The sequence below is a fragment of the Pseudarthrobacter sp. MDT1-22 genome, from assembly GCF_054511035.1.
Map to the genome: position 1 here is coordinate 21,907 of NZ_JBTNDK010000021.1, position 23,941 is coordinate 45,847.

Annotated in this window: 25 protein-coding genes and 3 pseudogenes; 10 read left to right on the plus strand and 18 right to left on the minus strand. The window is 64.9% G+C overall.

The window, feature by feature from the left end; genetic code table 11:
- The first annotated feature begins 239 nt into the window (after positions 1–239).
- From ACX80M_RS15690 to ACX80M_RS15705, 4 genes are all read left to right on the plus strand, one after another.
- Positions 240–506 carry an SHOCT domain-containing protein gene (locus tag ACX80M_RS15690; RefSeq protein ID WP_308216211.1) on the plus strand — a complete coding sequence of 89 codons (267 nt, stop codon included), beginning with the start codon at positions 240–242 and terminating at the stop codon, positions 504–506.
- Positions 506–1,984, plus strand: a complete 1,479-nt coding sequence (locus ACX80M_RS15695; RefSeq protein WP_252602457.1) for a multicopper oxidase family protein — start codon at positions 506–508, stop codon at positions 1,982–1,984. The genes ACX80M_RS15690 and ACX80M_RS15695 overlap by 1 nt, the downstream gene beginning before the upstream one ends.
- A gap of 55 nt (positions 1,985–2,039) precedes the next feature.
- Positions 2,040–2,450 (plus strand): DUF302 domain-containing protein, encoded by a 411-nt coding sequence (locus ACX80M_RS15700; RefSeq protein WP_252614574.1) that lies wholly within the window; start codon positions 2,040–2,042, stop codon positions 2,448–2,450.
- A 481-nt stretch (positions 2,451–2,931) separates the two neighbouring features.
- The gene (locus tag ACX80M_RS15705; RefSeq protein ID WP_252602501.1) at positions 2,932–3,138 is read left to right on the plus strand and encodes an SHOCT domain-containing protein; all 207 of its coding nucleotides are present in this window, start codon (positions 2,932–2,934) and stop codon (positions 3,136–3,138) included.
- A gap of 295 nt (positions 3,139–3,433) precedes the next feature.
- On the opposite strand, the gene ACX80M_RS15710 is transcribed toward ACX80M_RS15705, so the two are convergent.
- The gene (locus tag ACX80M_RS15710) at positions 3,434–3,700 is read right to left on the minus strand and encodes an SHOCT domain-containing protein (RefSeq protein ID WP_252602453.1); all 267 of its coding nucleotides are present in this window, start codon (positions 3,698–3,700) and stop codon (positions 3,434–3,436) included.
- Positions 3,701–4,415: 715 nt separating this feature from the next.
- Here ACX80M_RS15710 and ACX80M_RS15715 point away from each other — a divergent pair.
- On the plus strand, positions 4,416–5,999 hold the full coding sequence (locus ACX80M_RS15715; protein ID WP_459309950.1) for an SHOCT domain-containing protein: 1,584 nt from the start codon (positions 4,416–4,418) through the stop codon (positions 5,997–5,999).
- A 267-nt stretch (positions 6,000–6,266) separates the two neighbouring features.
- Here ACX80M_RS15715 and ACX80M_RS15720 read toward each other — a convergent pair whose 3' ends face one another.
- The 3 genes from ACX80M_RS15720 to ACX80M_RS15730 all read right to left on the minus strand — a co-directional run bounded on the left by ACX80M_RS15720 (position 6,267) and on the right by ACX80M_RS15730 (position 9,384).
- On the minus strand, positions 6,267–8,141 hold the full coding sequence (locus tag ACX80M_RS15720; protein ID WP_459309958.1) for an ABC1 kinase family protein: 1,875 nt from the start codon (positions 8,139–8,141) through the stop codon (positions 6,267–6,269).
- Positions 8,142–8,488: 347 nt separating this feature from the next.
- Positions 8,489–8,899, minus strand: coding sequence for a rhodanese-like domain-containing protein (locus ACX80M_RS15725; RefSeq protein ID WP_252602449.1), 411 nt, complete (start codon positions 8,897–8,899; stop codon positions 8,489–8,491).
- A 242-nt stretch (positions 8,900–9,141) separates the two neighbouring features.
- Positions 9,142–9,384 (minus strand): DUF4158 domain-containing protein, encoded by a 243-nt coding sequence (locus ACX80M_RS15730; protein ID WP_252610778.1) that lies wholly within the window; start codon positions 9,382–9,384, stop codon positions 9,142–9,144.
- Positions 9,385–9,452: 68 nt separating this feature from the next.
- Here ACX80M_RS15730 and ACX80M_RS15735 point away from each other — a divergent pair, with 68 nt between their 5' ends.
- Positions 9,453–9,863, plus strand: a complete 411-nt coding sequence (locus ACX80M_RS15735; RefSeq protein WP_459309951.1) for a DUF302 domain-containing protein — start codon at positions 9,453–9,455, stop codon at positions 9,861–9,863.
- A gap of 19 nt (positions 9,864–9,882) precedes the next feature.
- On the opposite strand, the pseudogene ACX80M_RS15740 reads toward ACX80M_RS15735, so the two are convergent.
- Positions 9,883–10,554 (minus strand): annotated as a pseudogene (locus ACX80M_RS15740) (alpha-amylase family glycosyl hydrolase); the annotation flags it as partial.
- Positions 10,555–10,847: 293 nt separating this feature from the next.
- Between ACX80M_RS15740 and ACX80M_RS15745 the strand changes: the two are divergent.
- The gene (locus ACX80M_RS15745; RefSeq protein WP_252610774.1) at positions 10,848–11,675 is read left to right on the plus strand and encodes a putative protein N(5)-glutamine methyltransferase; all 828 of its coding nucleotides are present in this window, start codon (positions 10,848–10,850) and stop codon (positions 11,673–11,675) included.
- Positions 11,676–12,477: 802 nt separating this feature from the next.
- On the plus strand, positions 12,478–12,741 hold the full coding sequence (locus tag ACX80M_RS15750; RefSeq protein WP_252600668.1) for a DM13 domain-containing protein: 264 nt from the start codon (positions 12,478–12,480) through the stop codon (positions 12,739–12,741).
- 149 nt (positions 12,742–12,890) lie between these two features.
- On the opposite strand, the gene ACX80M_RS15755 is transcribed toward ACX80M_RS15750, so the two are convergent.
- From ACX80M_RS15755 to ACX80M_RS15815, 13 genes and pseudogenes are all read right to left on the minus strand, one after another.
- Positions 12,891–13,394 carry a hypothetical protein gene (locus ACX80M_RS15755; RefSeq protein WP_252600667.1) on the minus strand — a complete coding sequence of 168 codons (504 nt, stop codon included), beginning with the start codon at positions 13,392–13,394 and terminating at the stop codon, positions 12,891–12,893.
- A gap of 111 nt (positions 13,395–13,505) precedes the next feature.
- The gene (locus ACX80M_RS15760; protein WP_252600666.1) at positions 13,506–13,772 is read right to left on the minus strand and encodes a GlsB/YeaQ/YmgE family stress response membrane protein; all 267 of its coding nucleotides are present in this window, start codon (positions 13,770–13,772) and stop codon (positions 13,506–13,508) included.
- Between the two features lie 134 nt (positions 13,773–13,906).
- The gene (locus ACX80M_RS15765; RefSeq protein ID WP_252610772.1) at positions 13,907–14,740 is read right to left on the minus strand and encodes an aldo/keto reductase; all 834 of its coding nucleotides are present in this window, start codon (positions 14,738–14,740) and stop codon (positions 13,907–13,909) included.
- A 28-nt stretch (positions 14,741–14,768) separates the two neighbouring features.
- Positions 14,769–15,851, minus strand: coding sequence for a rhamnogalacturonan lyase family protein (locus ACX80M_RS15770; RefSeq protein WP_374209934.1), 1,083 nt, complete (start codon positions 15,849–15,851; stop codon positions 14,769–14,771).
- A gap of 84 nt (positions 15,852–15,935) precedes the next feature.
- Complete coding sequence (locus ACX80M_RS15775; RefSeq protein ID WP_445260439.1) at positions 15,936–16,208, minus strand: hypothetical protein; 273 nt, start codon at positions 16,206–16,208, stop codon at positions 15,936–15,938.
- The gene (locus ACX80M_RS15780; protein WP_374209936.1) at positions 16,205–16,339 is read right to left on the minus strand and encodes a hypothetical protein; all 135 of its coding nucleotides are present in this window, start codon (positions 16,337–16,339) and stop codon (positions 16,205–16,207) included. Before ACX80M_RS15780 ends, ACX80M_RS15775 begins: the two co-directional genes overlap by 4 nt.
- 79 nt (positions 16,340–16,418) lie before the next feature.
- A pseudogene (locus tag ACX80M_RS15785) lies at positions 16,419–16,463 on the minus strand (hypothetical protein); the annotation flags it as partial.
- Between the two features lie 149 nt (positions 16,464–16,612).
- Positions 16,613–16,846, minus strand: a pseudogene (locus ACX80M_RS15790) (rhamnogalacturonan endolyase family protein); the annotation flags it as partial.
- 210 nt (positions 16,847–17,056) lie between these two features.
- Positions 17,057–18,100, minus strand: a complete 1,044-nt coding sequence (locus ACX80M_RS15795) for an SDR family oxidoreductase (RefSeq protein ID WP_252610769.1) — start codon at positions 18,098–18,100, stop codon at positions 17,057–17,059.
- Positions 18,094–19,065, minus strand: coding sequence for an aldo/keto reductase (locus ACX80M_RS15800; RefSeq protein WP_252610767.1), 972 nt, complete (start codon positions 19,063–19,065; stop codon positions 18,094–18,096). The genes ACX80M_RS15795 and ACX80M_RS15800 overlap by 7 nt, the downstream gene beginning before the upstream one ends.
- 90 nt (positions 19,066–19,155) lie before the next feature.
- A complete protein-coding gene (locus ACX80M_RS15805) occupies positions 19,156–19,977 on the minus strand; it encodes an aldo/keto reductase (RefSeq protein WP_252600662.1) in 822 nt (273 codons plus the stop codon).
- A gap of 253 nt (positions 19,978–20,230) precedes the next feature.
- Complete coding sequence (locus tag ACX80M_RS15810; protein ID WP_252600661.1) at positions 20,231–20,440, minus strand: dodecin; 210 nt, start codon at positions 20,438–20,440, stop codon at positions 20,231–20,233.
- 105 nt (positions 20,441–20,545) lie between these two features.
- On the minus strand, positions 20,546–21,250 hold the full coding sequence (locus ACX80M_RS15815) for a FadR/GntR family transcriptional regulator (protein WP_252610765.1): 705 nt from the start codon (positions 21,248–21,250) through the stop codon (positions 20,546–20,548).
- Between the two features lie 143 nt (positions 21,251–21,393).
- Here ACX80M_RS15815 and ACX80M_RS15820 point away from each other — a divergent pair, with 143 nt between their 5' ends.
- Positions 21,394–22,878: a four-carbon acid sugar kinase family protein gene (locus ACX80M_RS15820; protein WP_252614569.1), complete on the plus strand. Its 1,485-nt coding sequence runs from the start codon at positions 21,394–21,396 to the stop codon at positions 22,876–22,878.
- Between the two features lie 27 nt (positions 22,879–22,905).
- Positions 22,906–23,805, plus strand: coding sequence for an NAD(P)-dependent oxidoreductase (locus ACX80M_RS15825; RefSeq protein ID WP_248763110.1), 900 nt, complete (start codon positions 22,906–22,908; stop codon positions 23,803–23,805).
- The last annotated feature ends 136 nt before the right edge of the window (positions 23,806–23,941 follow it).

The window sequence follows — 23,941 nt, forward strand, 5'->3', positions numbered from 1 at the left end:
GCTTTAGCGACCGCTGTACTGGTCCCACCTTCGACTGGCCGCGACCACCGGCACGGAGGGCGGGCTTTCGCTGACATGTTCGGTGAAAGTGGCATGTGGCCGGCTTTGATTGGCTCTGTACGCCGAAGCGCTGACGCTGCGGCCTGGTGATCGACTTACCCCAGGGGGTATATTGCGATAGGCTCAAAAAGAAGGAAAGGCCGGACCGGCCGTGGACGGGGCTGCAGGAGCGGAGAAGGATGATGTTGGGTGGCTTTGGGTCCGGGATGGGTTCGGCGTGGCTGTTCTGGCTGCTCCTGCTGATCGGCATCGTCCTGTTGGGGATTCTTGCTGTGCGGTTTTTCTTTGGGGGCAGGAACCGTGGGGGAACCGGCCGCGGGGAGGCCCCGGACCGGTCCGGTCCAGGAGGCACTGCCCGGCGGATCTTGGATGAACGGTATGCCCGGGGGGAGCTGAGCACGGAGGAATACGCCGAACGGCTCAGAGCCCTCGCGGACGGGACCTGATGGACCCGATGAACAGGCGAACGGCCCTTATCTTGGGCGGTGCGGGGGCCGCAGCCGCCATGGCGGGCGCGGCAGGATTGCTGTGGGGCCAAGGCTCAGGATTCCAGTCCGCCGGTGGGCAGGACCTGAGTGAACCCGAGGCCCTGTACAGTGCCGATGGCCGGCTTCAGGTGAAGCTTTCAGCAGCCCTGGGCCAGGTTCGGATCGCGGGCAGGGATGCCAATGCGCTGTCCTATAACGGGTCCGTGCCCGGCTCCACCCTGTTCCTGCGGCCCGGGGACCGTGTGAATGTGATGCTGGAGAACAGGCTGGGGGATCCGACCAACCTGCACGTCCATGGGCTGCACGTCTCCCCGCAGGGCAACAGCGACAATGCGCTGGTCTCGGTTGAACCGGGAACGTCCTTTGAGTATGAGTACCGGCTGCCGGCGGACCACCCGCCGGGCGTGTACTGGTACCACCCGCATCGCCACGGAAGTGTGGCCGACCAGATCTTCGGCGGCCTGTACGGGGCGATCATCGTCCAGGACCCCCAGCCCGTGCCGGTCAGCCGGGAACGGGTCCTGGTCATCTCCGACATCTCCCTCACCGGTGGCGGTTCCATCGCCGCCGTCTCGGCGATGGAGAAAATGATGGGCCGGGAAGGTGCCCTGGTGCTGGTCAACGGGCAGCTGAACCCGGTCCTGGCCGCCCGGCCGGGCGAGCGTGAACGGTGGAGGGTCATCAATGCCTGCACATCCCGGTACCTGAAACTGCGCCTGGACGGCCAGTCCCTGCAGTTGCTGGGTCTGGATTCGGGCCGCTACCAGAGTCCCCGGGACGTCGAGGAGGTGCTGCTGGCCCCGGGCAACCGGGCGGACCTGCTGGTCACCGCCGCCGCCGGGACCGCCGTGCTGCGCACCTTACCCGTGGACAGGGGAAGCATGGTGGGATCCATGATGGGCGGCAACAACGGAGGCGGACAGTCCCCGGCCGGCCCGGACGGGACGGTCCTGGCCACCTTCGCCGTTGCCGGCGCACCGGCCGCCGCGCCGGGACCGGTCCCGGCGCAGCCCGTGCCGCGGGACCTGCGTTCCCTGGCGGTCACCGCGCACCGGGAACTGGTCTTCGCCATGGGTATGGGTATGAACAGCGGCGGCATGGGCTCGGGGTTGATGAGCTTCACTATCAACGGCAGGCCGTTCGACCCGGCCCGGGTCGACACCACCGTCCCCGCCGGCGCCGTCGAGGAATGGACCCTGCGGAACACAAGTCCGATGGATCACCCGGTGCACCTGCACGTGTGGCCGATGCAGATCATCGAACAGGCCGGCAGGCCCGTGGACACTCCCATGTGGCAGGACGTGGTTAACGTCCCGGCCCGCAGCAGCGTCCGGGTCCGAATCGCCTTCGATGACTTCACCGGCAAAACCGTCTACCACTGCCACATCCTCGACCACGAGGACAGTGGCATGATGGGCCTGATCGAAGCCCGGTAGCACGGCGACCCGCAGCCCTCTGCAAAAATCAGAAAACCGATGAAGGAGTACCACAATGAGCTACGCACACACCATCACCGTCGCCCTGCCCTACGCAGAGGCAGTAACCCGGTCCCGTGAAGCCCTCTCCGGTCAGGGATTCGGCGTGCTGTCCGAAATCGATGTCCGCGCCACCTTCGAGGCCAAGCTCGGGTCCGACGCCGGGCAGGGCCTGGGCGACTACCTCATCCTGGGCGTCTGCAACCCTGCCTTGGCGCAGAAAGCTCTCGCGGCGGACCCGGACATGGGTCTGCTGCTGCCCTGCAACGTCGTCATCAGACGTGGACCGGACACCGGCACCACCGTCATCCAGACCATCGACCCGCAGACCATGGTCCAGCTCAGCGACGCGCCGGCCGTCTCCGAGGTCGCCTCGGACGCCGATCAGCGGCTCCTCGCGGCCCTGAAGGAACTCGAAACCGCCTGAGACCCGGCCAACGTGCGGCGACCGGCCGGCCAGGGAGAGCGACTGCGGTGGAACGCGTTACGGCCCTGGAGCCTGCCGGCCGCGGTGCCAGCGGGATTATTCACAGGACGCCCGGCTCAGCCGGGGCCTTGTTGGCGGGCGTCACCGGGCTGCTGAGTTACCGTCCGGCCAATCAGCGTAGCCCGGGGTCCAGGTTCGCGGGCGGCGACGAACGAACCCCGGCGACGCTGTCCACCGGCGCGCGCGTCCCCGGCCTCGCCTGTCAGCGGACCAAATCCGAAGCCGCGGACGTCCACGAAGCGGTCCACTCAAAGTAGCCATGAGATATGGGGAACCGGTTGAGGACCTTGGACCCTGTTCCGTGGGCTAGGGAGGCGATAGCCTCCAACCACAGGCTGGTCAGCACATAGGCACGGTACGGGACGGAGTCAGGATGTATGGATGGGACGGGAACGGCTGGGGTGTAGGTGCCTGGGTGGCGATGGTACTGATGATGTTGGTGTTCTGGGGAGGGGTGGTCACCGTCGTCGTTCTCCTGCTTCGGCGCACCCCTCCGCATGAAGGACCCGGCCCCGTGCGGCCCCCGCACTACGACGCGGAGCGTATTCTGCACGAACGATTCGCCCGCGGCGAGATCGACGAAACGGAATACACCGCCCGCCGCTCCGCACTCCGGCATCCTGAATGAAACCCGTCCCGCATCGCGGGCAGGTCATTTTCGGGGTCTCTATCACCCTCATCATGACGGCCCTGTCGGTCGGCGTCGTCGGCCTTGGTCGGGGCGACTGCCGGCGGCACCGGATTCCGGTCCCGTCAGACCTCTGCGGCACCTGATCTTCCAGGGCGGGTCGTGAACGTCTCCTGACGAAAATGGGGCACCAGTCCACCCGGGGTGGCCCGAAGCTGGCCTTCCGGCCAGGTAAGAATACCGCGCAGGCCGAGAAGCCGGCTGGAGTACCCGCCGACGGGGGTATCCGGCGCCGCTACGGGCCCCCGCCGAGGACGCGGAGACGTTCCTGGTACTCCTGTGCGCTCAGTTCGCCGCGCGAGTACCGCTCAGCGAGGATCCCGCGGGCACCCCCGGGGGTTTCGGCGGCCCCGATGTCCGTGTCTCGGGGTTCCTGAGCGTTGTTCTGGCCGCTGTTCTCTCCGGCGGCACGGACACTGCGGATGATGACCCAGAGGAGGGCGCTGGCCATCAGCAGGCCGATGGCCCACCACCAGCCCATGCCGAGCCCGCCACCCATCATGATTCGTACGTCCTTTCACGGGCCGGCCCGAACATCTCTGGCGTACCGGCTCTTGCGCAAGATATCATCCGCCGGGGCCCCGGTACAGAGCCGCTCTTGACTGACCACGGGGCCCGTGCAGCCGCATGTGAGGAATTGTCGGAGAACTACCCTTGCGTTATGGCGTCCCGGCTGTGCCGCCGGCCCGATCGGGCAAGGCGCACGCACAGGCTCTGGGCCGGGTCTCAGGCGCCGGTGCACGGTCACCGGCAAGCTGACCCAGGGGTTGCCCGCCGCGGTACTGCTGAAGGCCACCTCCGGGGCCGATCTTCTGGTCGTGGGTACCCGCCGGACGCGGGGCCGCGCCAGGTCAGGAAGCTCCGCGTCCCGGGCCCATGGCTGCTGCGGGACCACCAGTGTCTCTGAGCGCGCTCTGGCAGATGTGTGGATGCCCTGATTATTGCTCTCGTCCCTGGCCTGAACATACCGCCGGGAGTCGTCCTCGGGTCCGGCGGCACGGCCGGGCGCAGCAGTCATATTTCCACGCGGATCCGAACAGGGCGCCGCCCGGGGCCAGAGTTCGTGATACACCCCCTGGGGTATGTTGGCGTAGTCTGGAACCAGACGGCTGCGGAGTAGGGCCGGTTGAAGGAGGCACCCCATGATGGGTGGGTACGGGTCCGGTATAGACGTGTCCTGGCTATTCTGGTTACTCCCGGTCGCGGTCGCTGTTCTAGTGGCGGCTCTCGCGGCCCGGGCATTGTCCGGTGGCACCCGCCGAAGAGGAACGGGATCAGCACCGGGGCAGAACCGTAACGCCGCGGACAGGAGCAACGCACGTCGGATCCTCGATCAGCGCTACGCCGGCGGCGAGCTGGACACGCAGCAATACCGCGACCGGTTGGCGCTGCTTACCGGCCCGGGGATACAGCCGGAAAAACCGGGGATAAATCCACGCGACGGCGGCCCGGGCGATCAGCCAGCGGCGCCGAGCCTTCCGGAGCTGAAACAACGGGCCGTGTCGCTGCTGATAGCAGCCGACGACGCCGTGCGCTCCGGCCAGCAGGAAGCAGGATTCGCGCAGGCCCAGTTCGGGGATGTTTCCGTTGCGCCCTATGCGAAGGCCCTCGCCAATGCCAAGTCAGACCTGAGCGAGTCCTTCAAACTCCAGCAGCAGCTGGACGACGCGATCCCGGCCACCGAGGAGCAACAGTGGGCATCGTATACCGAGATCATCAGCCGCTGCGAGTCGGCCAACCATGCCCTGGCCGAACAGAAAGTCTCCTTCGACTCCCTGCGTGAGCTCGAAAAGAACGCACCACAGGCACTCGAACTGCTCCGGGCCGGACGGGCCGAGGCAGCGGCCAAGGTAGCGGACGCTGAGCATGCCATGACCGGGCTGCGCGCACGGTACTCCGACGCGGCGGTGGCCCCGGTCTCGGACAACATAGCCCAGGCCCGGGAACGGTTGAAATTTCTGGACACCGCCGCGCAGACCGCACAGCAGAAGCTCACGGAGGCTGACCCGGGCGCCGCGGCTATCGCTGTCCGTGCTGCCGAAGAAGGCCTGCACCAGACCAACGTGCTGGTTAACGCCATCGGCAAGGTCTCGCACGACCTGGACTCCGCCCGGACCAATCTCGACCCCGCGGTGCAGGACGCCGCCCAGGACCTCGCCCAGGCCAAGGCCACCATGGCGGCCGGCCAGCACACCGACCTCGCCGGCCCCGTCGCAGGCGCCGAGGCGGTCCTGAACCAGGTGCAACAGCAGCTACAGTCAGGAAGGATCGACCCGATCGCCGCGCTGCAGCGCATGGAAGCGGCGCGCCAAGGCCTGGATCAGGCCCTCTCCGGGGTCCGGAACCAGCAGGATCAGGCGCGGCGCGCCGGGCAGGCTCTCCAGCAGGCCATCATGAATGCACAGGCCCGGATCTCGGTTGCCTCGGACTACATTGCCGCCCGCCGCGGCGGTGTGGGACCCGGGGCCAGGACACGCCTGGCCGAAGCGCAACGCAATCTGGACACCGCGCTCTCCATCCAGCAGAGGAATCCTGGATCTTCCCTGACCTACGCGCAGCAGGCCGGGGTTCTGGCATCCCGGGCGGCAGAGCTCGCGCGGTCCGATGTGCAGGGCTTCGGCGGCCTGGACAACCGCGGCTATGGCGGCGGCATGTTCGGGAGCCGTGGGTGCGGCGGGGGCCTCGGGGGAGCCGTGCTGGGCGGAATTCTGATCGATTCGATCCTGCGCGGCGGACACGGCGGCGATTCCGGTAACGGCGCCGGCTGGGATGGAGACTCCGGGAGCGGCGACAGTCTCTGATCCGTCATGTCCTGGTTCATTTCGGTGCGTCGATGTCACCGGTTCCGCCGGTCGCCCGTGGTGCCCCGGGGCAGGGGTGCCCCACGGGGCCTTATCTTTCCTGGTAACTGACAGGGCAGCCCGTGGGCGCAGTCGATTGCCCGGCTTGGTGCCGCGCAACAAGCCCTCGCCGGCTCGACGCCGACGCGGACGTCCGGTTGCGTGGGGCATTGAAGGATCTGGATTCCTCCGGGAGGAGGTGGTTGGACCGGGATCCGCTGAAGGGCTCTATTCCAGAGGAGGTCCGGGGTTTCTTTTGAATACCAGCACTAATGCGCGCAGGGCCAGTACAAACGCCGCAAACAGCATGGCGAATCCCAAAAAGCCATAGAACGGGACCGTGGGCGTCAGCATGGGTCCTGTGCTGCTGGTGATCAGCAGGATGGCTCCGAGGGTCGCGGCGCCGGCCAGGAGTGTCGTATTCAGCTGCTTTACAATTTCAGTGAAGAAGCCCCGGTCAGTCTTGTTCGCAACGGTGCGGATGTTCACGGAAAATCGGCCCTGTTCCAGATCCTCGGTGATCCTGTCGATTCGCCGTGGGAGTCGTTGCAGCACAGGCAAGACCATGAGCAGCTGTTTCTCCAGGTTCTCCCTTAGCGAATCTTTCGTGAATTCGGCCGCCAGAATTTCCCGGCTGTCCGCCCGCGCGCTGGCGACCATGTCGAAGTCGGGGCTGATTAGCGACAGGGTGCCCTCCAGGGTCGCCATGGCACGGAAGGTGGCGGCGATCGGTGCTGGGACCGCCACACCGTGACCGGTGATAAGGGTGATCAGGGCTGTGAACATGCTGGTGCTTCCGGCCCCTCCAAAGCCCGTGCGGTACCGCATGATCACGAGCCCGACGTCACGCTCGAATCGGCGTTCGTTGAACGCCTCCGGGCGCTCGATCAGGTCAAGGAGGGCATCGGCGGCAGCGACCGCGTTGTTGGTGTCGACGGCATGCAACAGCATCATCAAGGACCGTTGAGTCGTCTGGTCCAGCCGGCCGATCGAACCGAAGTCCAGCATCCCCAGGCCGCCATGTTCATCGACAACGATGTTTCCCGGGTGCAGATCGGCGTGAAACACTCCGGCCACCATGATCTGATGGAGCACGGCCTTGAATAGTTTTTCAGCAGCGTTCCTGCGCACGTCGCTGCCCAACGAGTTCAGCATCTCTGCTGCTTCCCCGACAGGCGTGCCGGCCAGCCTGCTCATGACCAGCAGCTGGGGTGTCGAATAGTCCGTGCAAGCGGACGGGACGGCAATCTTCCCGCCGTCGTAGGAGGCCATAATCGCGCCAACGATGCGCATATTGTCCAGTTCCACCCGGTAGTCGAGTTCCTCCCCCAACGCGACGGTAAACGCCTCCGCTAAACGATAGACACCCAGTGAATGGCCCCACGGCGTCGCTTTGTTCAGCCAGCGGGCCAGCCGGAGAATGATTTCGATGTCCGATTCGACCTGCGCCCTCGCCCCCGGGCGCTGGATCTTCACCACGACGTCGCCACCGTCGAGCAATCTTGCCAGATGCACCTGGGCGATGGACGCGGAAGCCAGAGGGACTGGGTCAATATGCTCGAAAACCTCGGAAACGGGCCGGGCCAGGCCCGCGGCGATGGCCGGCTCAATATCGTGCCACGGCTCGGGTTCGGCCCGTGTCTGCAACGCGGACAATTCGACGACGAATTCCTCCGGTATCAAATCGGTGCGTGCGGACAGCATCTGCCCGAGTTTGATAAACGTCACGCCGGCCTCGGTGAGCGCCAGAGTGAGGGACCGGGCAACGCGGGTGTGCCCTGCGTGCGGATCGGATCCGCGATGGCCCCGGATGTATGCCCCCAAACCGTGCCTGGCCGCGATGCCAATCACCTGCGTGTACCGTTTGGCCCGGTGGCGCCTGGCCTTCCAGCCCCGCAGCCACACGGATATCCGGGGAAGCGTGCCGGTCGGAACAGCGAGCTCCAGAACGACAAGGGCCGCAACTCCCAGCGCGAATATCCATGCTGCCGCCAAGCCCATGAACAACAGGGCCATTGGCGAGGGAAAGGCCAATACCTGATTCTGCGGAAGTCCGGCATAGTCCAGAACGAAACTGATGTTGGCGCGCAGGCCCAGAATCACCAACAGGCCAATCAGCGCAGAACGGGGCCATCCGATTGGCACACCGAGTACCCTCCGGGCAGCGATAGCGACCAGGAATGCCTCAAGGATGATGAAGATGAAGATGACGGTGTTAATCATGGAAAGTCCCCTTGTCCACCGGCCGAGTCAAATGCGCGGAATGCTCCACAAGGCCGCCCGGTGCCATCGTTGCGACCGCCGTTACACGGGCTGCCGGTCTCCCGTCAAGCACCGGCACGGCAGCGGCGACACCGGCCACAGACGCGAGTAAGGTTCAGGCTCTGACCCCGGTAGCGCCCCGTGCGCGGTGTCGCCATTGACCTCGGTGCTGTGACAGGCACAGGCGGTCACGTGACCCGTTCCGTGGGCATGGCCAGGGTGACCCAGTCGTGCAATCCGCCTCGGTAATACGCCAGAGCGGAGGCCGGATACCCGGTTTCCACCAGCGCCCGGACAGCCGCCGGGGACTGCGGGCACTGCGGGCCGTTGCAGAAGAACACGCTCAGCCTCGAAAGGTCGAGTTGATCCCTGAAATCCAGGATCCGGTCGTGGGGGATGTTGACTGCGCCTGGAATCGTGACCCCGCCCCGGGAATCAGGCACGCGGCCGTCAATCAGGACCGCGCCGCCGCTGATCTGCTCCAGGAGTTCGAGCTCGCCGAGGGTGACCACCCCGGGCGCGCACTGCAGCGGCTGCAGCTCTCCCCAACTCGTGTCCACCACCACCAGATCCGGTTCGCCCCCCACCTCCCGGGGCACGCTGGCCGGATCCTGAGGACGCATTCTCGACATTCGCTTTATTACGGCTGGTTCGACTCCCATGCTCCCACCCTAACGCCGCCGGGCGCGCCGCCGCGGTAGCATTCCACCCCGGCGTCGGCGGTGGAAACCTTTCGAGGCATAAACGATCGTTCGCAAGACACTCCAGGGCATGTCTGAAAAGGCGCGGAAACACAGAGCTCATTTTGTAATATTTGCCGTGTACTCGCCTATGTAACGTTCTACCCGGTTAGAAGCGGTTGGAACATCCACGGGATCATCCAGGAAGGCACCCAGATGACGTTACGGGTCACAAGCTGGAGTCCGAACCCGAGCCGGTTGTGGTCGCCTCGCCGCTTCGCCACCATCTCGCGGTCCAAGTCATCGAGGAAGAAAAACCGCTCCAGCACCGACTGTTCCGGAGCGTCATGCGCATACCGCCCGTACGCCGCCTCTTCGGCAGCCGTTAAATATTCACCAGCCATGCTCTCTCAACGATCGACGCTAGCAATCGTTGCGGTCGGATTGATCCTTAGCGCTACTTTTCCGCGGGGTGGTCCTCGACCCCCTGTCCTGGGAGGACGCTGTCCAGCGCACCCGTGAGGCGCTCGGGGAACAGGGCTTCGGCATACTCACGGAAATCGACGTCCGGGCCACCTTTGAGTCAAAGCTTGGAACCGACGCCGCCGACGCCGTCGGTGACTATGTAATCCTTGGCGCCTGCAACCCCGCCTTGGCCAGCCGCGCCCTCCCGGCCGAACCGGAACTCGGTGCGCTGCTTCCCTGCAACGTCGTTGTCCGACGAAGCAAGAACGCACGCGTAACCACCATCGAAGCCATCGACCCCCAGACAATGGTCGAGCTCAGCGTCAGCCCCGCCGTTCGGGAGGTCGCGGACGACGCTGATGCGCGACTTCGCAAAGCCCTGGCCCGGATCGGTGACGCGAAGGAAATCTCCGCCTGATCAGAGCGTAGGCACTTGCAAAGTGCAGAGAAGTCTTGGCATCAAGCTCCGGGAAATCCTTCGACCCTGCGAAGTCGCGGTCGTCGAACGCCACACCCGCCGCGGTCTTATACGGCTCGGCGTCCTTGGAAACGTAGGTCTTGCGGGCGCCCTCTTCGTAGCCGATCACGTCCGCGGTGTGGTTGGTGATGATGTCGAAGTACACCTTAATGCCACGCGAGTGGGCTTCGTCGATGAGGGCCTTCAACTCGTCGTTGGTTCCCAGATGGGGGTCGATCTGGGTGAAGTCGGTGATCCAGTAGCCGTGATAGCCGGCCGAATTGTCCTCGGGCTGCACCGCCTTGTTCTTGAAGCTGGGCGTGAGCCAGATGGACGTGGTGCCGAGGCCCTGGATGTAGTCGATCTTGTCGAGCAGCCCGGCCAGGTCGCCGCCGTTGTAGAAGCCCTTTTTCGTCGGGTTGAAGCCGGACACTATGGGGTCGCTGCCCAGGCCGCCGTAGTCATTGCTTGTGTCACCGTTGCTGAAGCGGTCGGCCATCACAAAGTAGAAATTCTCGTCCGTCACCGGGGCTCGGAGGGAGTGATGGGCCGACGACGACCCCGGGTCTTTCGGGCCCGGCGCCGCGTGCGCCGGGAGGACGGAAATGGAAGCGACCAGGGCTGCGGCGAGCAGTCCCAGCCATGTTGTCAGCGGGTTGTTGAGGCGTTGTCTGCGGGTGCGTGTGTTCACGTCAGGAGACCTTCCTGGTAGCGGCGTTGCTGTACAGGCTGCTGTGGAGTTGCGAGTGGGGCGGCATCAGTTGGCGGTCAGATACGCGGTCGCGAGGGCAGTCGAGGAACGATCGCCAGGTGAACCACGGCACACTGTAAGCGCTTGCACTGAATAAATCCAGTCTTTTTAGATAGGCGGCCAGGGCTACCTTCGCGTACATTCAGAGGCGGGCGACGGCGCTCGGCGCCCATCGGATTGCGGAAGGTGTACCCATGTCAGCCACTGAATTGGATGTTGAGTCCCTTGCTGGGATCGCTGAGCGGCTTCGCTCGGCCGGGTGCGTCTTTGCGGAGGAGGAAGCCCGGCTTCTCCTCGCCGCGGTGTCCGGCCCGGCCGAAATCGCTGCGGCGGTGGACCGGCGCGTTGCCGGGTACCCGCTGGAGCACATCCTGGGCCGGGCCGCGTTCTGCGGACTCCGGATTGAGCTCGATGCTGGGGTTTTTGTTCCGCGCCGCCGCACCGGGCTCTTGGTGAGTGAGGCCGCAGCCCTGCTCTCGGCGGACCCGAAGCGGAAGCACCGGGAGAGTTCGGAGCCCGCCGTTGTTGTGGACCTGTGTTGCGGGTCCGGTGCGGTGGGGGCCGCCATCGCCTTCTGGATTCGGGGGCTGGAACTCCATGCGGCGGACATTGACCATGCCGCGGTGGCCTGCGCCCGCCGGAACATTGGCCGCGTCGGTGGCGAGGTCCACCAGGGCGACCTGTTCGATGCGCTACCGCGCGCCATCAAGGGACGGATCCGTGTTCTGGCTGTCAACGCACCCTATGTCCCCACCGGTGCAATAGATTCCATGCCCCACGAAGCACGTGAGCATGAACCGTTTTGGTCGCTCGACGGCGGCGCTGACGGACTCGAATTCCACCGCCGCATCGCTGCCGAGGCCAACGAATGGCTGCGGCCCGGCGGGAATCTCATCATCGAAACCAGCGAGCGGCAGGCCGCAGGGACGGCGTCGATCCTGGCGAGTGCGGGCTTCGCGGTCCGGACCGTCCGCTCGGAAGAACTGGACGGCACCGTTGTAGTCGGCCGGGCCCGACTTTAGTAGTGGGTGGATGACTGCCGTTAAGTCCGGCGAGAACCGAATCTGCTCGTAGCAGTAGTCCAGGATCATTTTTAAGATGAAAGGGAGCAGTTCAAAAAGCAAGCTCCCTTTTCAATCTCGGGACCCTAGGACTTTGATTTTCCCCTGCGGATCTCGAAGAACTTACCTGAGTCCAGAGCGCCCGGCTTGGCCTTGTTGGCTTTGGACCACCGTGGGACTAGCAGATGTAGGTTGAGACGTACCCCAAGACCGCAGCGTACGATCCGGCAATACCCGCCAGGATGCCTACCTGAGCGCCTGTAAGTAGGAATCCAGCAATCACCACGCTTCCGCCGCCAGTTACCGCGGCCAGCACAAATAGGGCACCCGCGCCCAGGATGCGAGTCCTCCCGATCGATTCAAGATGTGGGGATGTTGAAAATGATCAAGAAAACTTCAAAAATTGCTATGGGATCAGCACTGTGCCTTGGACTCCCTGTGGGAGGTGCAGGCGTAGCCAACGCTGCTCCGGCTTCTGCTGCATCCCCGTGCACCAAGCCTTCAGTCTTGCACGACCTGTGACGCTGGAGTCAAATGACTTTATTCAACTAGTCACGCCTGAAGGGTGGCGAAACCGGCCCTGCTGGTGCCCCCTTCAGGCACGGGTCGCATGCGATCACGCCCTTAGTCAGACGATGGTCCCCGCTCTGCTTGTTGGCATAGAACAGGGACTTTCCGGAAACACCTAGTGGGATCCTGAACGATTCGGATGTGGTCAGGCAGTGCGAGAAGTAGCGTCTTTGTCTGGCTCGCGCGGTGATCCATGGCCGGGTGGTTGCGGCGCCGGCAGCGTTCACCGAGGCCATCGCCGCAGCCAGAACAGCGGCGGTATTGCCGCCGTCGCCCCAAAGACTTCAAACCCGGTTACGGCTGGTCCGTTGCATCGGTCAGCGGCCTGATCAAGGGAAATCAGGGCAATCAGGTTTACCAGATTCCCGCCGACGTTGACCTGTCGAAGTACCCGTCAGTTGACCTGTGGTGCGTTCAGTTCAGCGTGTCATTCGGTGCTGCCGAGCTGGTCACCTGAGACGGCATCTGGCAATAACCTGAGGCGTGGCTGGCCGCCGCGTCCCCCAAGGAGCGCGGCGGCCAGCAACGACCATTTTTAGCACAATTTCAACGTGGCTTCCGTGTCACACGGCGAATCCTGCGTAACGTCCCGGCAACGATCCCCGATCATTCCCGTCGGGGGTCAACGTTCGTGGCTGCGCCGGCAGCAGTGGCGCCGCCTTCACCGGACCAGTCCTGGCCCTGGTTGTCATTGAACGCGGGGTCTGACTCAACGTCCGATGTCCCCAGGTTCACCGTTTCCGGGTGCGTGCTGTGGGCGGGGACGTGATCGCCCACAGCGGCACTGCCAACCGCAGCGGTGCCGGGGGCACCCACCGAGGCGCCGGCGTCGGACGTTTTGGACTTGCTGGTGCCGGACGCGGCGTCGGGGTGGATGGCCGAGCCGATGACTGTGCCCGCCCGGCGCGCGGCCTCACCGAGCTGGTCCGCCACCTCGGGAGCCTTCTCCTTGATGGCCGAAGTGGCGGCACTGACCTTGTCCTGGACCGGCTTACTGTCCCAGATGCTCGCCGCCCTGGCCTTGAGCTTGTCGTACGCTGCCCGGCCGGACCGCGATCCCAGGACGTAACCTGCCGCGATTCCAATACCTAAAAGAAGTTTTGATTTCATAGTGAACTCCTGCTCGTTGAGAAGGTGTCAGTCCCCGATCAGCTTGGCCGGGGGAATGAAAACCGGCCCCAGGATGTTGTCCCAGGGCCGGTTTTCATGCCGGTGACGAAGCTAGCTGCGGACGCTCCGCTTCGTGACCATGCTGTAAACCAGCAGCACGATGATCGAGCCTGCGATCGCGAGCAGCCAGGTCTGCAGCGAGAAGAACTCCTGCAGGCCGGTACCGAAAATCATTCCGCCGAGCCAGCCGCCGAGGAACGCACCGACAACGCCCAGAATGAGGGTGATGATCCAGCCGCCACCCTGCTTGCCCGGAAGGATCGCCTTAGCGATCGCGCCGGCAATAAGGCCAAGAATCAAAAATGCAAAGAAACCCATTTTGTCGTTCCTTCTTCCTACATCAGGGAGGTCCCCGGATCCCGGGTACGCTTCAATCCCTCTGCCCCAATACTAATCATGCTTAGTTTATTTTCGCCACTCCGAATCTCCATGGAAAGCCTGTTCGGGCCCGCTCAGTGGCCTGTCGCGTCCGAATCGTTTCCGGCGCCGGGCCCCTCGTCCAGGATGGCAAGTTCCGCGAGATCCTGCCGATCCAGGGAGAAATCGAAGATGTCCAGGTTTTCCCGCATCCGCTCGGGATCGCCTGATTTTGGAATGACTACAAGTCCTTGCTGAATATGCCAGCGCAGCACCAGTTGGGCGGGCGTTTTATCGTACTTTTCTCCGAGTTGGGCCAGAAGTGGAGCACCCAGGAGTCTGGCTCCGGAGCCGCCCAGCGGACTGTACGATTCGGTGACGATTCCGTGCCGGGCATTGAACTCGCGGTCGGCCACGCGGGTGATCGCCGGGCTCAGCTGGATCTGGTTCACGGCCGGCACCACGCCGGTTTCGGCCAGCAGCCGTTCCAGGTGGGCCGGTTTGAAGTTGGAGACGCCGATGGACCGGACTTTGCCCTCCGCCTGCAGCCGCTCAAACGTCCTCCACGTCGAGACGAAATCATCACGCGCAGGGAGCGGCCAGTGGATCAGCAGCAGGTCCACGTAGTCCAGCCCCATGCGTATCAGCGACCCCTCCAGCCCCGCCACCGCGCGGTCCTGGCCTTGAAACTGGCCGTCCAGCTTGGTGGTGACGAAGATTTTGCCCCGGTCCACCCCGCTGGCGCGGATGCCGTTCCCAACACCTTCCTCATTGCCGTACTTCACTGCCGTATCGATGTGCCGGTATCCGGCTTCCAGGGCATGTACGACGGCGGCAGTCACCTGTTCGTCGTCCAGCGGCCAGGTGCCGAGCCCCAGCTGCGGGATGCCGTGGCCGTCATTGAGCGTGATGAGCGGTGAGAGAGTCATTTCAACAGTCTGCCGTGCTTTCGCCTTCCTAGCCTTCGAACGCCCGTAGAATATTTCCGGCCTGGTGGTCGAGTACTGTTCGCGCTACGTCGGATACCTGATCCGGCTTCTTTTGCTGGTCCAGGAACTTCACAAAGCGCTGGATGGCCTGTGCCGCCTGGGAGGCATCGCCGTCGTCCACTGCCTTCGCCGCCTGCTGAACACTCGCTGCCAGCTGCTTCGCGACCGGGCCCGCTAGATCGCCGGCCTCAACCAGGTCCTCCAATGCCTGCTGTATGGCCTTCACGCTGCCCGGGAGCCAAGCCGCTCGCAGCGGCACATCACCGAAGTGCATGTCCGAGGCCAGATAGAAGTCCGTGTACGAGGGCTGGTTGTACGTGGTGTTCTGCCGGGCCACCTCGGCGAGGTACTGCGGATCGTGCATAAGCGTGTAGAGCTTGTGGTTGGTCACTTCGGTGCTCAGGTACATCCGGAGCGCCGAGCTGTCCGCCGTCCGGACCAGCATTTCCTCCCGACAGTCACCCACCACGTCTGCAACGAGGCTCGGCGTGCCCTTGGTGCCGTTGTTGGTGCGCGTGTCCGTGGCGGTGAGCGGCCGGCCGCGCTTCCAGTCATCGATGGTGGGGGTCTGGTCCCCGGAGCCGTTGATGATCTGGGTTGTCATGTCGGCAGCCCATCTGATGCTCATGTTGGTGCCCGGCGAGGTCGCGGAGAGCTTGTCTCCGTCGGCCGACTGCATGCCAATGGCCCAGTTTTCGATGCCGGGGCGGGCCGGATCAATGTCCGTGACGTGCATGGCATCGCCGTGGCCCAGCCGGGCCTCCTCTCCCGGGGTGGCGCTGCCGGCCGGCATGGTGTCGGACGAGCTGTACAGCAGCGAACCGTCGTCGTCGATGGTGGCCGAGCCGTACACAATTTCCTGCTTGCCGTCACCGTCCACGTCGGAGGCGCTGAGGGAGTGGAAGCCCTGCGTGGTGAGGGTGCCGAACTCGGGGTCCGTGCCGTCCCGGCCGTGCGGGCTGTCCTTGAAGGGGTTGGTCATGGGCGCCCAGCCCGAGTCCACGTTCCACACCGGGGAGAGGTTGGCGCCGTCCCAGGTTGTAGGCGGCAAGTGTGCTGCGCGTGTAATAGCCGCGGGCAAACACGGCGGCGGGCTTCTTGCCATCCAAATATGCGACGCCGGCCAGGAACCTGTCTACGCGGTTGCCGGGTTCGATTCGGGGCCGGAAACGATGAAGCCCTCAAAGGCCCGCAACACGTTCCGGGCACTCCGGGCGGGCGCGTAGACATCCATGAAGTAGCCCGTCACCGCTTCGGCATCTGGCCGGGACAGCGGGTACTGGTACTGCGGGGCGATGCCGAAGGCTTCTTCCAGGGTGGCGGGCCAGTTGCCGGCCCTGACCTCGGGGTGGTCGCGCCAGCCCAGGAACGTGTCCACCATGTGCTGGTAGTAGTCGGCGGCGCTCATCCGTAATCGTCGGAGTTGGAATGGCCGGCGTCGAGGTCCTTCTGCAGCAGCGAGATGAAGGACTCTGCGCCCACGGAGCCGTCCGGATTGTAGGAGATGGTCTTGGTGCCCGGGGCTGTCTTGAACATCATTGGCGAACGTCCGTCGCCGTCGAAAATCGTTCACCAGCATCTGCGTGTAGTGGGCGCCGGACCGGATGTTGACGCCCAGGTCGATCCGGTGGAGCAGCGTGCCGTCGGCCTTGTAGGTGTCCACGTAGGTGTTGCCCGTGTAGTCGACCTGGGAGACGTCCTTGGAGTTGCCGCCCCACGAGGTGGCAGTGGCGCTCCGGTCCAGTTCAACGCCGCGACGACGGCACGCACGTCATATGCCGACGACGCGGTTCCGGCGGCGTCAAGGTAGTTCGTGCTGTCTGTGACTGTTGCGAGCTTCTGGCCGTCGCGGTACAAATTGAAGTCGGTGCCGGTGAGGCCTGTGGCGGACGAGCCGGTTGCTTCGTGGCCGAAGAGGCGCCAGCTCAGGAAGACGCCCTCGGATGTGCCGGCAGCACCCCCCCGAGGTCCAAGTAATCCAGCTGTATGCCCGCATTGGCGGGCTTCGCGGAAGGCCCGACGGCGGCTGCCGGGGTGGTGAGGCAACCCACGGTCAGGGCAAGGCCCGCAGCTGTGGCCACCGAAAACGGCGCACGGATATCCTGCTCGGATTCATCAGTGAATCCTTTCAATTTTGGATTGGGAAAACGCTTCCCCAGTAACCTAGTGGGGATATGCGCCACAAATCAACCCTTGCGCCCGGCGAAAATCCCGAGTATTTAGAACGTTGTAAATGGCATGGCCGGGGCCGCGCCGTCAGTCCGCGGCCCTTCGCGCCCACTTGATCAGCCGATCACTCAGATCCATAAACGACTGGTCCACCACCTGAAGTTCCGGGTGGCTGTCATGCCAGTCAACGATCTCCCGGGTCCCGTCCGCGAACGGGATGGTAGCGGCAAAGCCAGGCACCAGGGCTTTGATCTTGGCGTTGTCGAACACCACCGAGTGGGCGCGGTCGCCCAGGAGGCTTGGACCCAGATGGGGGCTATGTCCGGCGCCGTGCGCGGCGATGGTTTCCGAAGATATGTGGACCAACTCGGGTTCGGCAACCCCGGCCGCCCGCGCAAACAGGCCGTAGATCTGGTTCCAGGGCAGGTACTCATCCGACGTGATGGTGTAGCTCTCGCCCACCGCCTGCGGCCTGCCGAGCAGTCCCACGAAGGCTTTCGCGAAGTCCCTGGCGTGCGTCACGGTCCAGAGCGAGGTGCCATCGCCGTGCACCATGATGGGCTGACCGGTGCGCATCCGGTGGATGTCTGTCCAGCCGCCCACCAGGCCCACCCTCGTGCGGTCGTACGTATGTGAGGGACGCACCACGGTGACCGGAAAATCATCTGCCCGGTACGCCTCGAACAAGAGGTCCTCGCACGCGATCTTGTCTCGTGAATACTGCCAGAACGGATTTTTCAGCGGAGTGGATTCCAGGATCGGCAGCCGGGTGGGCGGCTTCTGGTAGGCCGACGCGGTGCTGATGAACACGTACTGGCCGGTCCGGCCCCGGAACAGTTCCATGCCGGAGCGCGCCTGATCTGGAGTGAAGGCAATAAAGTCCGCAACGGCGTCGAACTCCCTGCCCTGCAGCACCGCCCGCACAGCGTCCTGGTCGCGGATGTCCGCGTGCAGGACCTCCGCGCCGTCCGGTACCGGCTTGCCTGATTGGCCGCGGTTGAGGATGGTCACCCGGTGTCCCAGTACGACGGCGCGTTCCGCCGCTGCGGCGCTGATTACCCCGGTGCCGCCCAGGAAGAGGATGCTCCGTGGTGCCACGGTGTCGGCCGCGGAATCCAATGGCTTCACCATGCGTAGTCTTCCGGTGCCGGCCGGTGGCCCGGGAAGATGTCGTCGAGCCGCTTGAGCGCGTCGGCGTCGAGCGTGACCTCCAACGCCCGGATGCCGGCGTCAAGCTGTTCCTGCGTGCGCGGCCCCACGATCGGTGCGGTGACAGCAGGCTGGTGAAGCAGCCACGCGAGCGCGATGTCGCCGGGTTCGTGCCCCAGCCCGTCCGCGAGATCCTCGAACTGCTGGATCTGGTCCCGGTGCTGCTTGAGCGTTTCTGCGGCGCGCCCTTCGGTGCGCCGGACGCCCGCGCGTTCCTTCTTCAGGACGCCGCCCAGCAGCCCGCCCTGGAGCGGCGACCACGGGATCAGGCCCAGGCCGTACTGCTGTGCGGCGGGGATGACCTCCAGCTCCACCTCGCGGCGGAACAGGTTGTAGATGGACTGCTCGCTGACCAGCCCGGTGTAGTTCCGGCGGCGGGCGGCTTCCTGTGCCTGGGCGATGTGCCAGCCCGCGAAGTTGCTGCTGCCCGAGTAGAGGATCTTGCCCTGCTGGACGGCCACTTCGATGGCCTGCCAGATCTCGTCCCAGGGCGTGTCCCTGTCAATGTGATGGAACTGGTACACGTCGATGTAGTCCGTCTGGAGGCGCTTCAGGCTGGCGTCCAGGGCGCGCCGGATGTTCAGCGCGGACAGCTTGGACTCGTTGGGGCGGTCAGTCATGGTGCCGTACAGCTTTGTAGCCAGGACGGTCCGTTCGCGCCGCTCGCCGCCCTTCGCGAACCAGCGGCCAATGATTTCCTCGGTCCAGCCCCGGTGCCCGCTGCCGCCATAGACGTTGGCTGTGTCGAAGAAGTTAATGCCGGCGTCCAGGGCGGAATCCATGATGCGGTGCGCGTCAGCCTCGTCGGTGTGCGGGCCGAAGTTCATGGTGCCCAGGCAAAGCCGGGAAACTTTCAGGCCCGAACGGCCCAGGTGCGTGTACTGCATACGGAGGGATCCTTCGCTGGTGGTTGGACGTGGCGGAACGCGGTGACCGAGCCTTCCGGAATCGGTGCCGGCAGGCTCGGTCAGCGTTGGCTACAGCTGTGTGAAAGCGGCGACGGCGGGATCGGAACCGATGCGCGCGCCCCGCTCAAGGGCGGTGATGGAGGCGAGCTCGTCGTTGGTCAAGGTCAGGGAAGCGGCCGCGAAGTTTTCGCGGATACGGGACGGGTTAACCGACTTGGGGATGACGATGGTGCCGGCGGCCAGGTGCCAGGCCAGGACCACCTGCGCCGTGGTGGCGTCGTGTGCCTTCGCAACGGCGGTGACGGCGTTTCCGTTGAGGTCCCCACCCTGGCCCAGCGGGCTGTAGGCCTCCACCGCAATCCCGAGGGCACGGCTTTTGGCGGCTAGTTTGACCTGCTGGTAGCTGGGGTGCAGTTCAATCTGGTTCACGGCGGGTACGACGTCCGCGGACTCGAGCAGGGTGTCCAGGTGGTCGGAGAGGAAGTTCGAGACGCCGATGGCACGGATCGCCTTGGCGGCATACAGGGCCTCCAGTTCCTTCCAAGCCTGGACGTAGAGGCCCTGTGACGGGACCGGCCAGTGGATGAGGTAGAGGTCCACGAAGTCAAGACCCAGCGCCTCGCGGGTGTCCTGGAATGCGTCCCAGGCCCGGCCCTGATCGCCGTTGCGGAGCTTGGTGGTCACGAAGATTTCCTCGCGCGGAATACCCGAGGCTGCGATGGCAGCGCCCACACCTGCTTCGTTGCGGTATCCGGCCGCGGTGTCGATGTGGCGGTAGCCGGCTGCCAGGGCATCCTCAACGATCCGCTGGGTGTCTTCCGGCGGAACCTGGAAAACGCCGAAGCCGAGCTGGGGGATAGTGACGCCGTTGTTCAGCGAGATTTCTGACATGGGTACTCCTCGTACTGCTGAAGGATGGTTCCTGGCTCGGGATGTCCGGCAGGAAACCGCTTTCGGGAACTGCTCCGGTACGAGCCTATGCACTTTCGCGCCGATAGTCAGTCCTTGACCGTGTCCCTGTTTTTCCTAGGACCGGCAGTCCTGCCTTCGTTGTAGGAAGTGCCTGGCAGGGCCGTGCCGAATGGCTGAACAGTGATGGCCGCGCCCAAAGGACGCGGCCATCACTGTTCAGACCTTGGAAGGGTCAGCCTTCGTGCCGGAAACCGAGCTTGATCCGCACCTGCCAGTCGGCAACCTTGCCGTCTTCGAGGTGGCCCCGGATTTCCTTGACCTCGAACCAGTCAAGGTTGCGCAGGGTCTTTGCGGCCTCGGTGATCCCGTTCCGGACGGCCGCGTCCACGCCTTCTTCGGAGGTGCCGACAATTTCAGTAATGCTGTACGTGTGGTTGGACAACTTCGCTCCTCGTGATCGCCTTCGATTCCCGGTTGCGGGCCGTCCTTGAACACTAGTGGCACTTCTCAGGCGTGGCCAGACCCAATACTACGGAGTGGACGCTGGTCAGGGAGCTTCGAGGACCAGGGTCTTGAGGTCATCCAGGGTCTGCTGCATGTGCAGGTCCATGGCTTCCCGCGACCGGCTCGGATCGCGCGATTCCAGCGCCTCGGCAATGTTCTGGTGGTGCCCGATGGCGTGCTCCTGGATGGTAGGCACGGCCGATGTTTCGGCCCGACGCTTTTCCAGAACCCGGTGCAGCGGCGCGAAAAGGACCGCCACAAAAACGTTCTCCGAGGCGCGCAGGATCAGGTCGTGGAATGCCAGATCAGCCTCCACGAAGGCGGCAATGTCGTTGACCTCATGGGCGGCCCGCATCGCCGCCACATGGCCGAACAGCGTCTGGATGTCGGCGTCGCTGATCCGTGCCGCCGCGAGTTCGCACGCCCCGGTTTCGAGCATTCGGCGCAGTTCAATGAGCTGCACGGAGGCGGCGGCTTCGTTCTGTCCCTCTGACGCGGCGCGCAGGACAGCTTCCAGCGAAGCCCAACGGTTCAACGGGTTAACGAACGTGCCGCGGCCGCGTTCCACGCTGAGGATCCGCTGCGCTTCCAGGGTTTTCATGGCCTCGCGCACCGTCATCCGGCTCACCTCGTGCCTGGCGCTGAGTTCCAGCTCGCCGGGCACGCTGGATCCGGGTGGAAAGTCCCCGGCAATGATCCGGTCCAGGAGTTCGTCGGCAACAACGCCCACCAGTGATTTCCGTGCCATATGTCCCCCTTGCGGCGTCGCCAGATATGTCTGACAAGTCTACTTGCGCGTTTCTATGTCCTGTGCCACACTATTTGAAATGTTAGATGTCAGACATCTTACAGTTACCTCGATACTTAGATTTCCACACAACGGAGTGCACTGTGACGCTTGAAGCAGACATCCTGGCCGCCTTCCCGGCCGAAGTCCGGATTCCCGCCCGCCTGGTTGCCGACGCCGTCGCCGCGTCCAGCGCGGAGACCCCCCGGATGCTCGTAGTGCTCGACGACGACCCCACCGGAACGCAGTCCGTTGCGGATCTGCCCGTGCTTACCCGCTGGGAAGTGGAGGACTTCATCTGGGCCTTTGGCCAGGCGAAGCCCGCCGTGTACGTGCTGACCAACACCCGCAGCCTGGACCCCGCAGAAGCCGCAGCCCGCAACGAGGAAGTGGTCCGCAACGCACTGGCCGCCGCCGGTTCCGCAGATGCCAGTGCCGGTTCCAGCCTGCGGCTGGGGTTCGTGAGCCGCAGCGACTCCACCCTCCGTGGCCACTACCCGCTGGAGCCCGACGTCATTGCGGCCACTGTTGCTGACGTCAGCGGAGAAGCCACCGACGGCGTTGTGCTGGTTCCGGCATTCCCCGATGCCGGCCGCGTGACCATCGGCGGCGTGCACTACATGCGCGGCACCGGGGACGACGCCGGCAAGCTCACCCCCGTGGCCGAGACCGAATTCGCCAAGGACGCCAGCTTCGGCTTCGCCAACTCGGACATGACCAAATACGTGGAAGAGAAGTCACAGGGCCGCTTCGCCGCCGAATCCGTGATTGTCCTGGACCTGAACATCATCCGCGCCTCTGCCGATCCGCAGATCACCGCCGAGGCCATCGCCGACGCCATCGAGCCTGCCACCAACTCCACGCCGATCGTCGCTGACATTGTCACCGAAAACGATCTCCGCGCCCTGTCCCTGGGCCTGGAAGAAGCCGAACGCCGCGGCAAGAAGCTCCTCTACCGCGTGGGACCGCCGTTTGTCCGTGCCCGGATCGGCCAGGAAATCCGCACCGCGCTCACCGGCGCTGAAGCCTACGCCGGCAACAACCCGTCCGAGGCCGGCGGCCTGATCGTGGTGGGCTCCCACGTGGGCGTCACCACCCGCCAGCTCAAGGCCCTCACCGAACAGCACGGCGCAGCGCGCATTGTGGAGATTGACGTCGAGAAGCTGCTCAACGACGCCGGGGCGGCACACCTCGACCAGACCGTTGACACCGTCGTGGAGGCGCTCCACGGGGGAGACGTCATCGTCCACACCAGCCGCCTGTTGATCAAGACCGACGACGCCGCAGCGAGCCTGCGGATCGCGCGCACGGTGTCCGCCGCCGTCGTCGCCGTGGTGAACCGGACCCTCAAAACCTTCCCGCCGCGGTTCGTCATCGCCAAGGGCGGCATCACGTCCTCCGACGTCGCCGCCCACGGCCTGGAAATCCGCCACGCCATTGTCCGCGGTCCCATGCTGCCGGGCATCGTCTCGCTCTGGGAGCCGGTGGACGGCCCCGCCAAGGGCATCCCGTACATCGTGTTCGCCGGCAACGTGGGCGACGACCAGTCCCTCGCCGACGTCACCCGCAAGCTCAGCAGCACCTTCTAATCCCGCCAGTATTCAAGGAAGAACACCATGACCAGCAACTACACCATCACCGTCCTGGGCCTCGGCGCCATGGGCCTGCCCATGGCCACCCGGCTGGCCAGCGAGCTCACCGTTCACGGCTTCGACATCGCCGAGCCGCGCCTGAAGCTCGCCGAAGAAGCCGGCATCCGCACCTTCGCCTCCGCCAGGGAAGCCTCCAAGGGCGCCGATGCACTGCTCCTCGCGGTCCGCAACGGCGAGCAGCTCAACGACGTCCTCTTCGGCGAGAACGGCGTGGCCTCCGTACTCGAGCCGGGTGCCGTCGTCATCCTCGGCAGCACGGTGGGCACCGAAGCCATCCCCGCCACCGTGGCACGCCTCGCCGAATACGGCGTTGAGCTCGTGGACGCGCCGCTGTCCGGCGGCCCCAAGCGCGCCGGTGAAGGCGACCTGCTGATCGTCGTCGGCGCTTCCCCCGAGGCCCAGGAGAAGGCCCGCCCTGCCCTCGAACTGCTAGCTTCCACGCTCACCGTGGTGGGCGACAAGCCCGGCGACGGCCAGGCCCTCAAGACCGTCAACCAGCTCCTCTGCGGCATCCATATCGCGGCCGCCGCCGAGGCCATGGCCCTCGCCGACGCGCTCGGCCTGGACCAGGCCAAGACCCTCGCAGCCCTCGAAGCCGGCGCGGCAGGTTCGTTTATGCTTTCCAACCGCGGCCCGCGCATCCTCGAGGCCTACACCGAGGAAGGCGCAGAGGTCCTGTCCCGCCTGGACATCTTCGTCAAGGACATGGGCATCGTGGGCAAGGCCACCCGCGCCGCCGGCCTGGCAGCCCCCGTTGCCGCCGCCGCCGAGCAGCTGTACCTCCTGGGCCAGGCCCAGGGCCTCGCCGCCGCCGACGATTCCGCAGTCATCAAGGTTGTCGCGCCCACCAAGCGCACCGCCTAGGCACCACCACTTCACCACCGCTAAAGCGCCCCCAAAAAACGTACGACGACGGCGGTCACCCCTCCGCCGTCGTCGTATCTTCCAGCGTTCACAAAGCACAAGAAACAGCGCCCGCCAGCCCGTCTTCTGGAAGACT

Bases quoted from the DNA above. Each gene is read 5' to 3' on its own strand.
- ACX80M_RS15710 (WP_252602453.1), bottom strand. From the start codon at position 3,700: ATGATGGGTGGCGGGCTCGGCATGGGCTGGTGGTGGGCCATCGGCCTG.
- ACX80M_RS15780 (WP_374209936.1), bottom strand. From the start codon at position 16,339: ATGATGTTCAAGACAGCCCCGGGCACCAAGACCATCTCCTACAATCCG.
- ACX80M_RS15800 (WP_252610767.1), bottom strand. From the start codon at position 19,065: ATGCAGTACACGCACCTGGGCCGTTCGGGCCTGAAAGTTTCCCGGCTT.
- ACX80M_RS15755 (WP_252600667.1), bottom strand. From the start codon at position 13,394: ATGAAATCAAAACTTCTTTTAGGTATTGGAATCGCGGCAGGTTACGTC.
- ACX80M_RS15815 (WP_252610765.1), bottom strand. From the start codon at position 21,250: ATGGCACGGAAATCACTGGTGGGCGTTGTTGCCGACGAACTCCTGGAC.
- ACX80M_RS15695 (WP_252602457.1), top strand. From the start codon at position 506: ATGGACCCGATGAACAGGCGAACGGCCCTTATCTTGGGCGGTGCGGGG.
- ACX80M_RS15705 (WP_252602501.1), top strand. From the start codon at position 2,932: ATGGTACTGATGATGTTGGTGTTCTGGGGAGGGGTGGTCACCGTCGTC.
- ACX80M_RS15730 (WP_252610778.1), bottom strand. From the start codon at position 9,384: ATGGCTGGTGAATATTTAACGGCTGCCGAAGAGGCGGCGTACGGGCGG.
- ACX80M_RS15745 (WP_252610774.1), top strand. From the start codon at position 10,848: ATGTCAGCCACTGAATTGGATGTTGAGTCCCTTGCTGGGATCGCTGAG.
- ACX80M_RS15700 (WP_252614574.1), top strand. From the start codon at position 2,040: ATGAGCTACGCACACACCATCACCGTCGCCCTGCCCTACGCAGAGGCA.
- ACX80M_RS15775 (WP_445260439.1), bottom strand. From the start codon at position 16,208: ATGAGCGCCGCCGACTACTACCAGCACATGGTGGACACGTTCCTGGGC.
- ACX80M_RS15690 (WP_308216211.1), top strand. From the start codon at position 240: ATGATGTTGGGTGGCTTTGGGTCCGGGATGGGTTCGGCGTGGCTGTTC.
- ACX80M_RS15750 (WP_252600668.1), top strand. From the start codon at position 12,478: ATGGCCGGGTGGTTGCGGCGCCGGCAGCGTTCACCGAGGCCATCGCCG.
- ACX80M_RS15765 (WP_252610772.1), bottom strand. From the start codon at position 14,740: ATGACTCTCTCACCGCTCATCACGCTCAATGACGGCCACGGCATCCCG.
- ACX80M_RS15805 (WP_252600662.1), bottom strand. From the start codon at position 19,977: ATGTCAGAAATCTCGCTGAACAACGGCGTCACTATCCCCCAGCTCGGC.
- ACX80M_RS15760 (WP_252600666.1), bottom strand. From the start codon at position 13,772: ATGGGTTTCTTTGCATTTTTGATTCTTGGCCTTATTGCCGGCGCGATC.
- ACX80M_RS15795 (WP_252610769.1), bottom strand. From the start codon at position 18,100: ATGGTGAAGCCATTGGATTCCGCGGCCGACACCGTGGCACCACGGAGC.
- ACX80M_RS15825 (WP_248763110.1), top strand. From the start codon at position 22,906: ATGACCAGCAACTACACCATCACCGTCCTGGGCCTCGGCGCCATGGGC.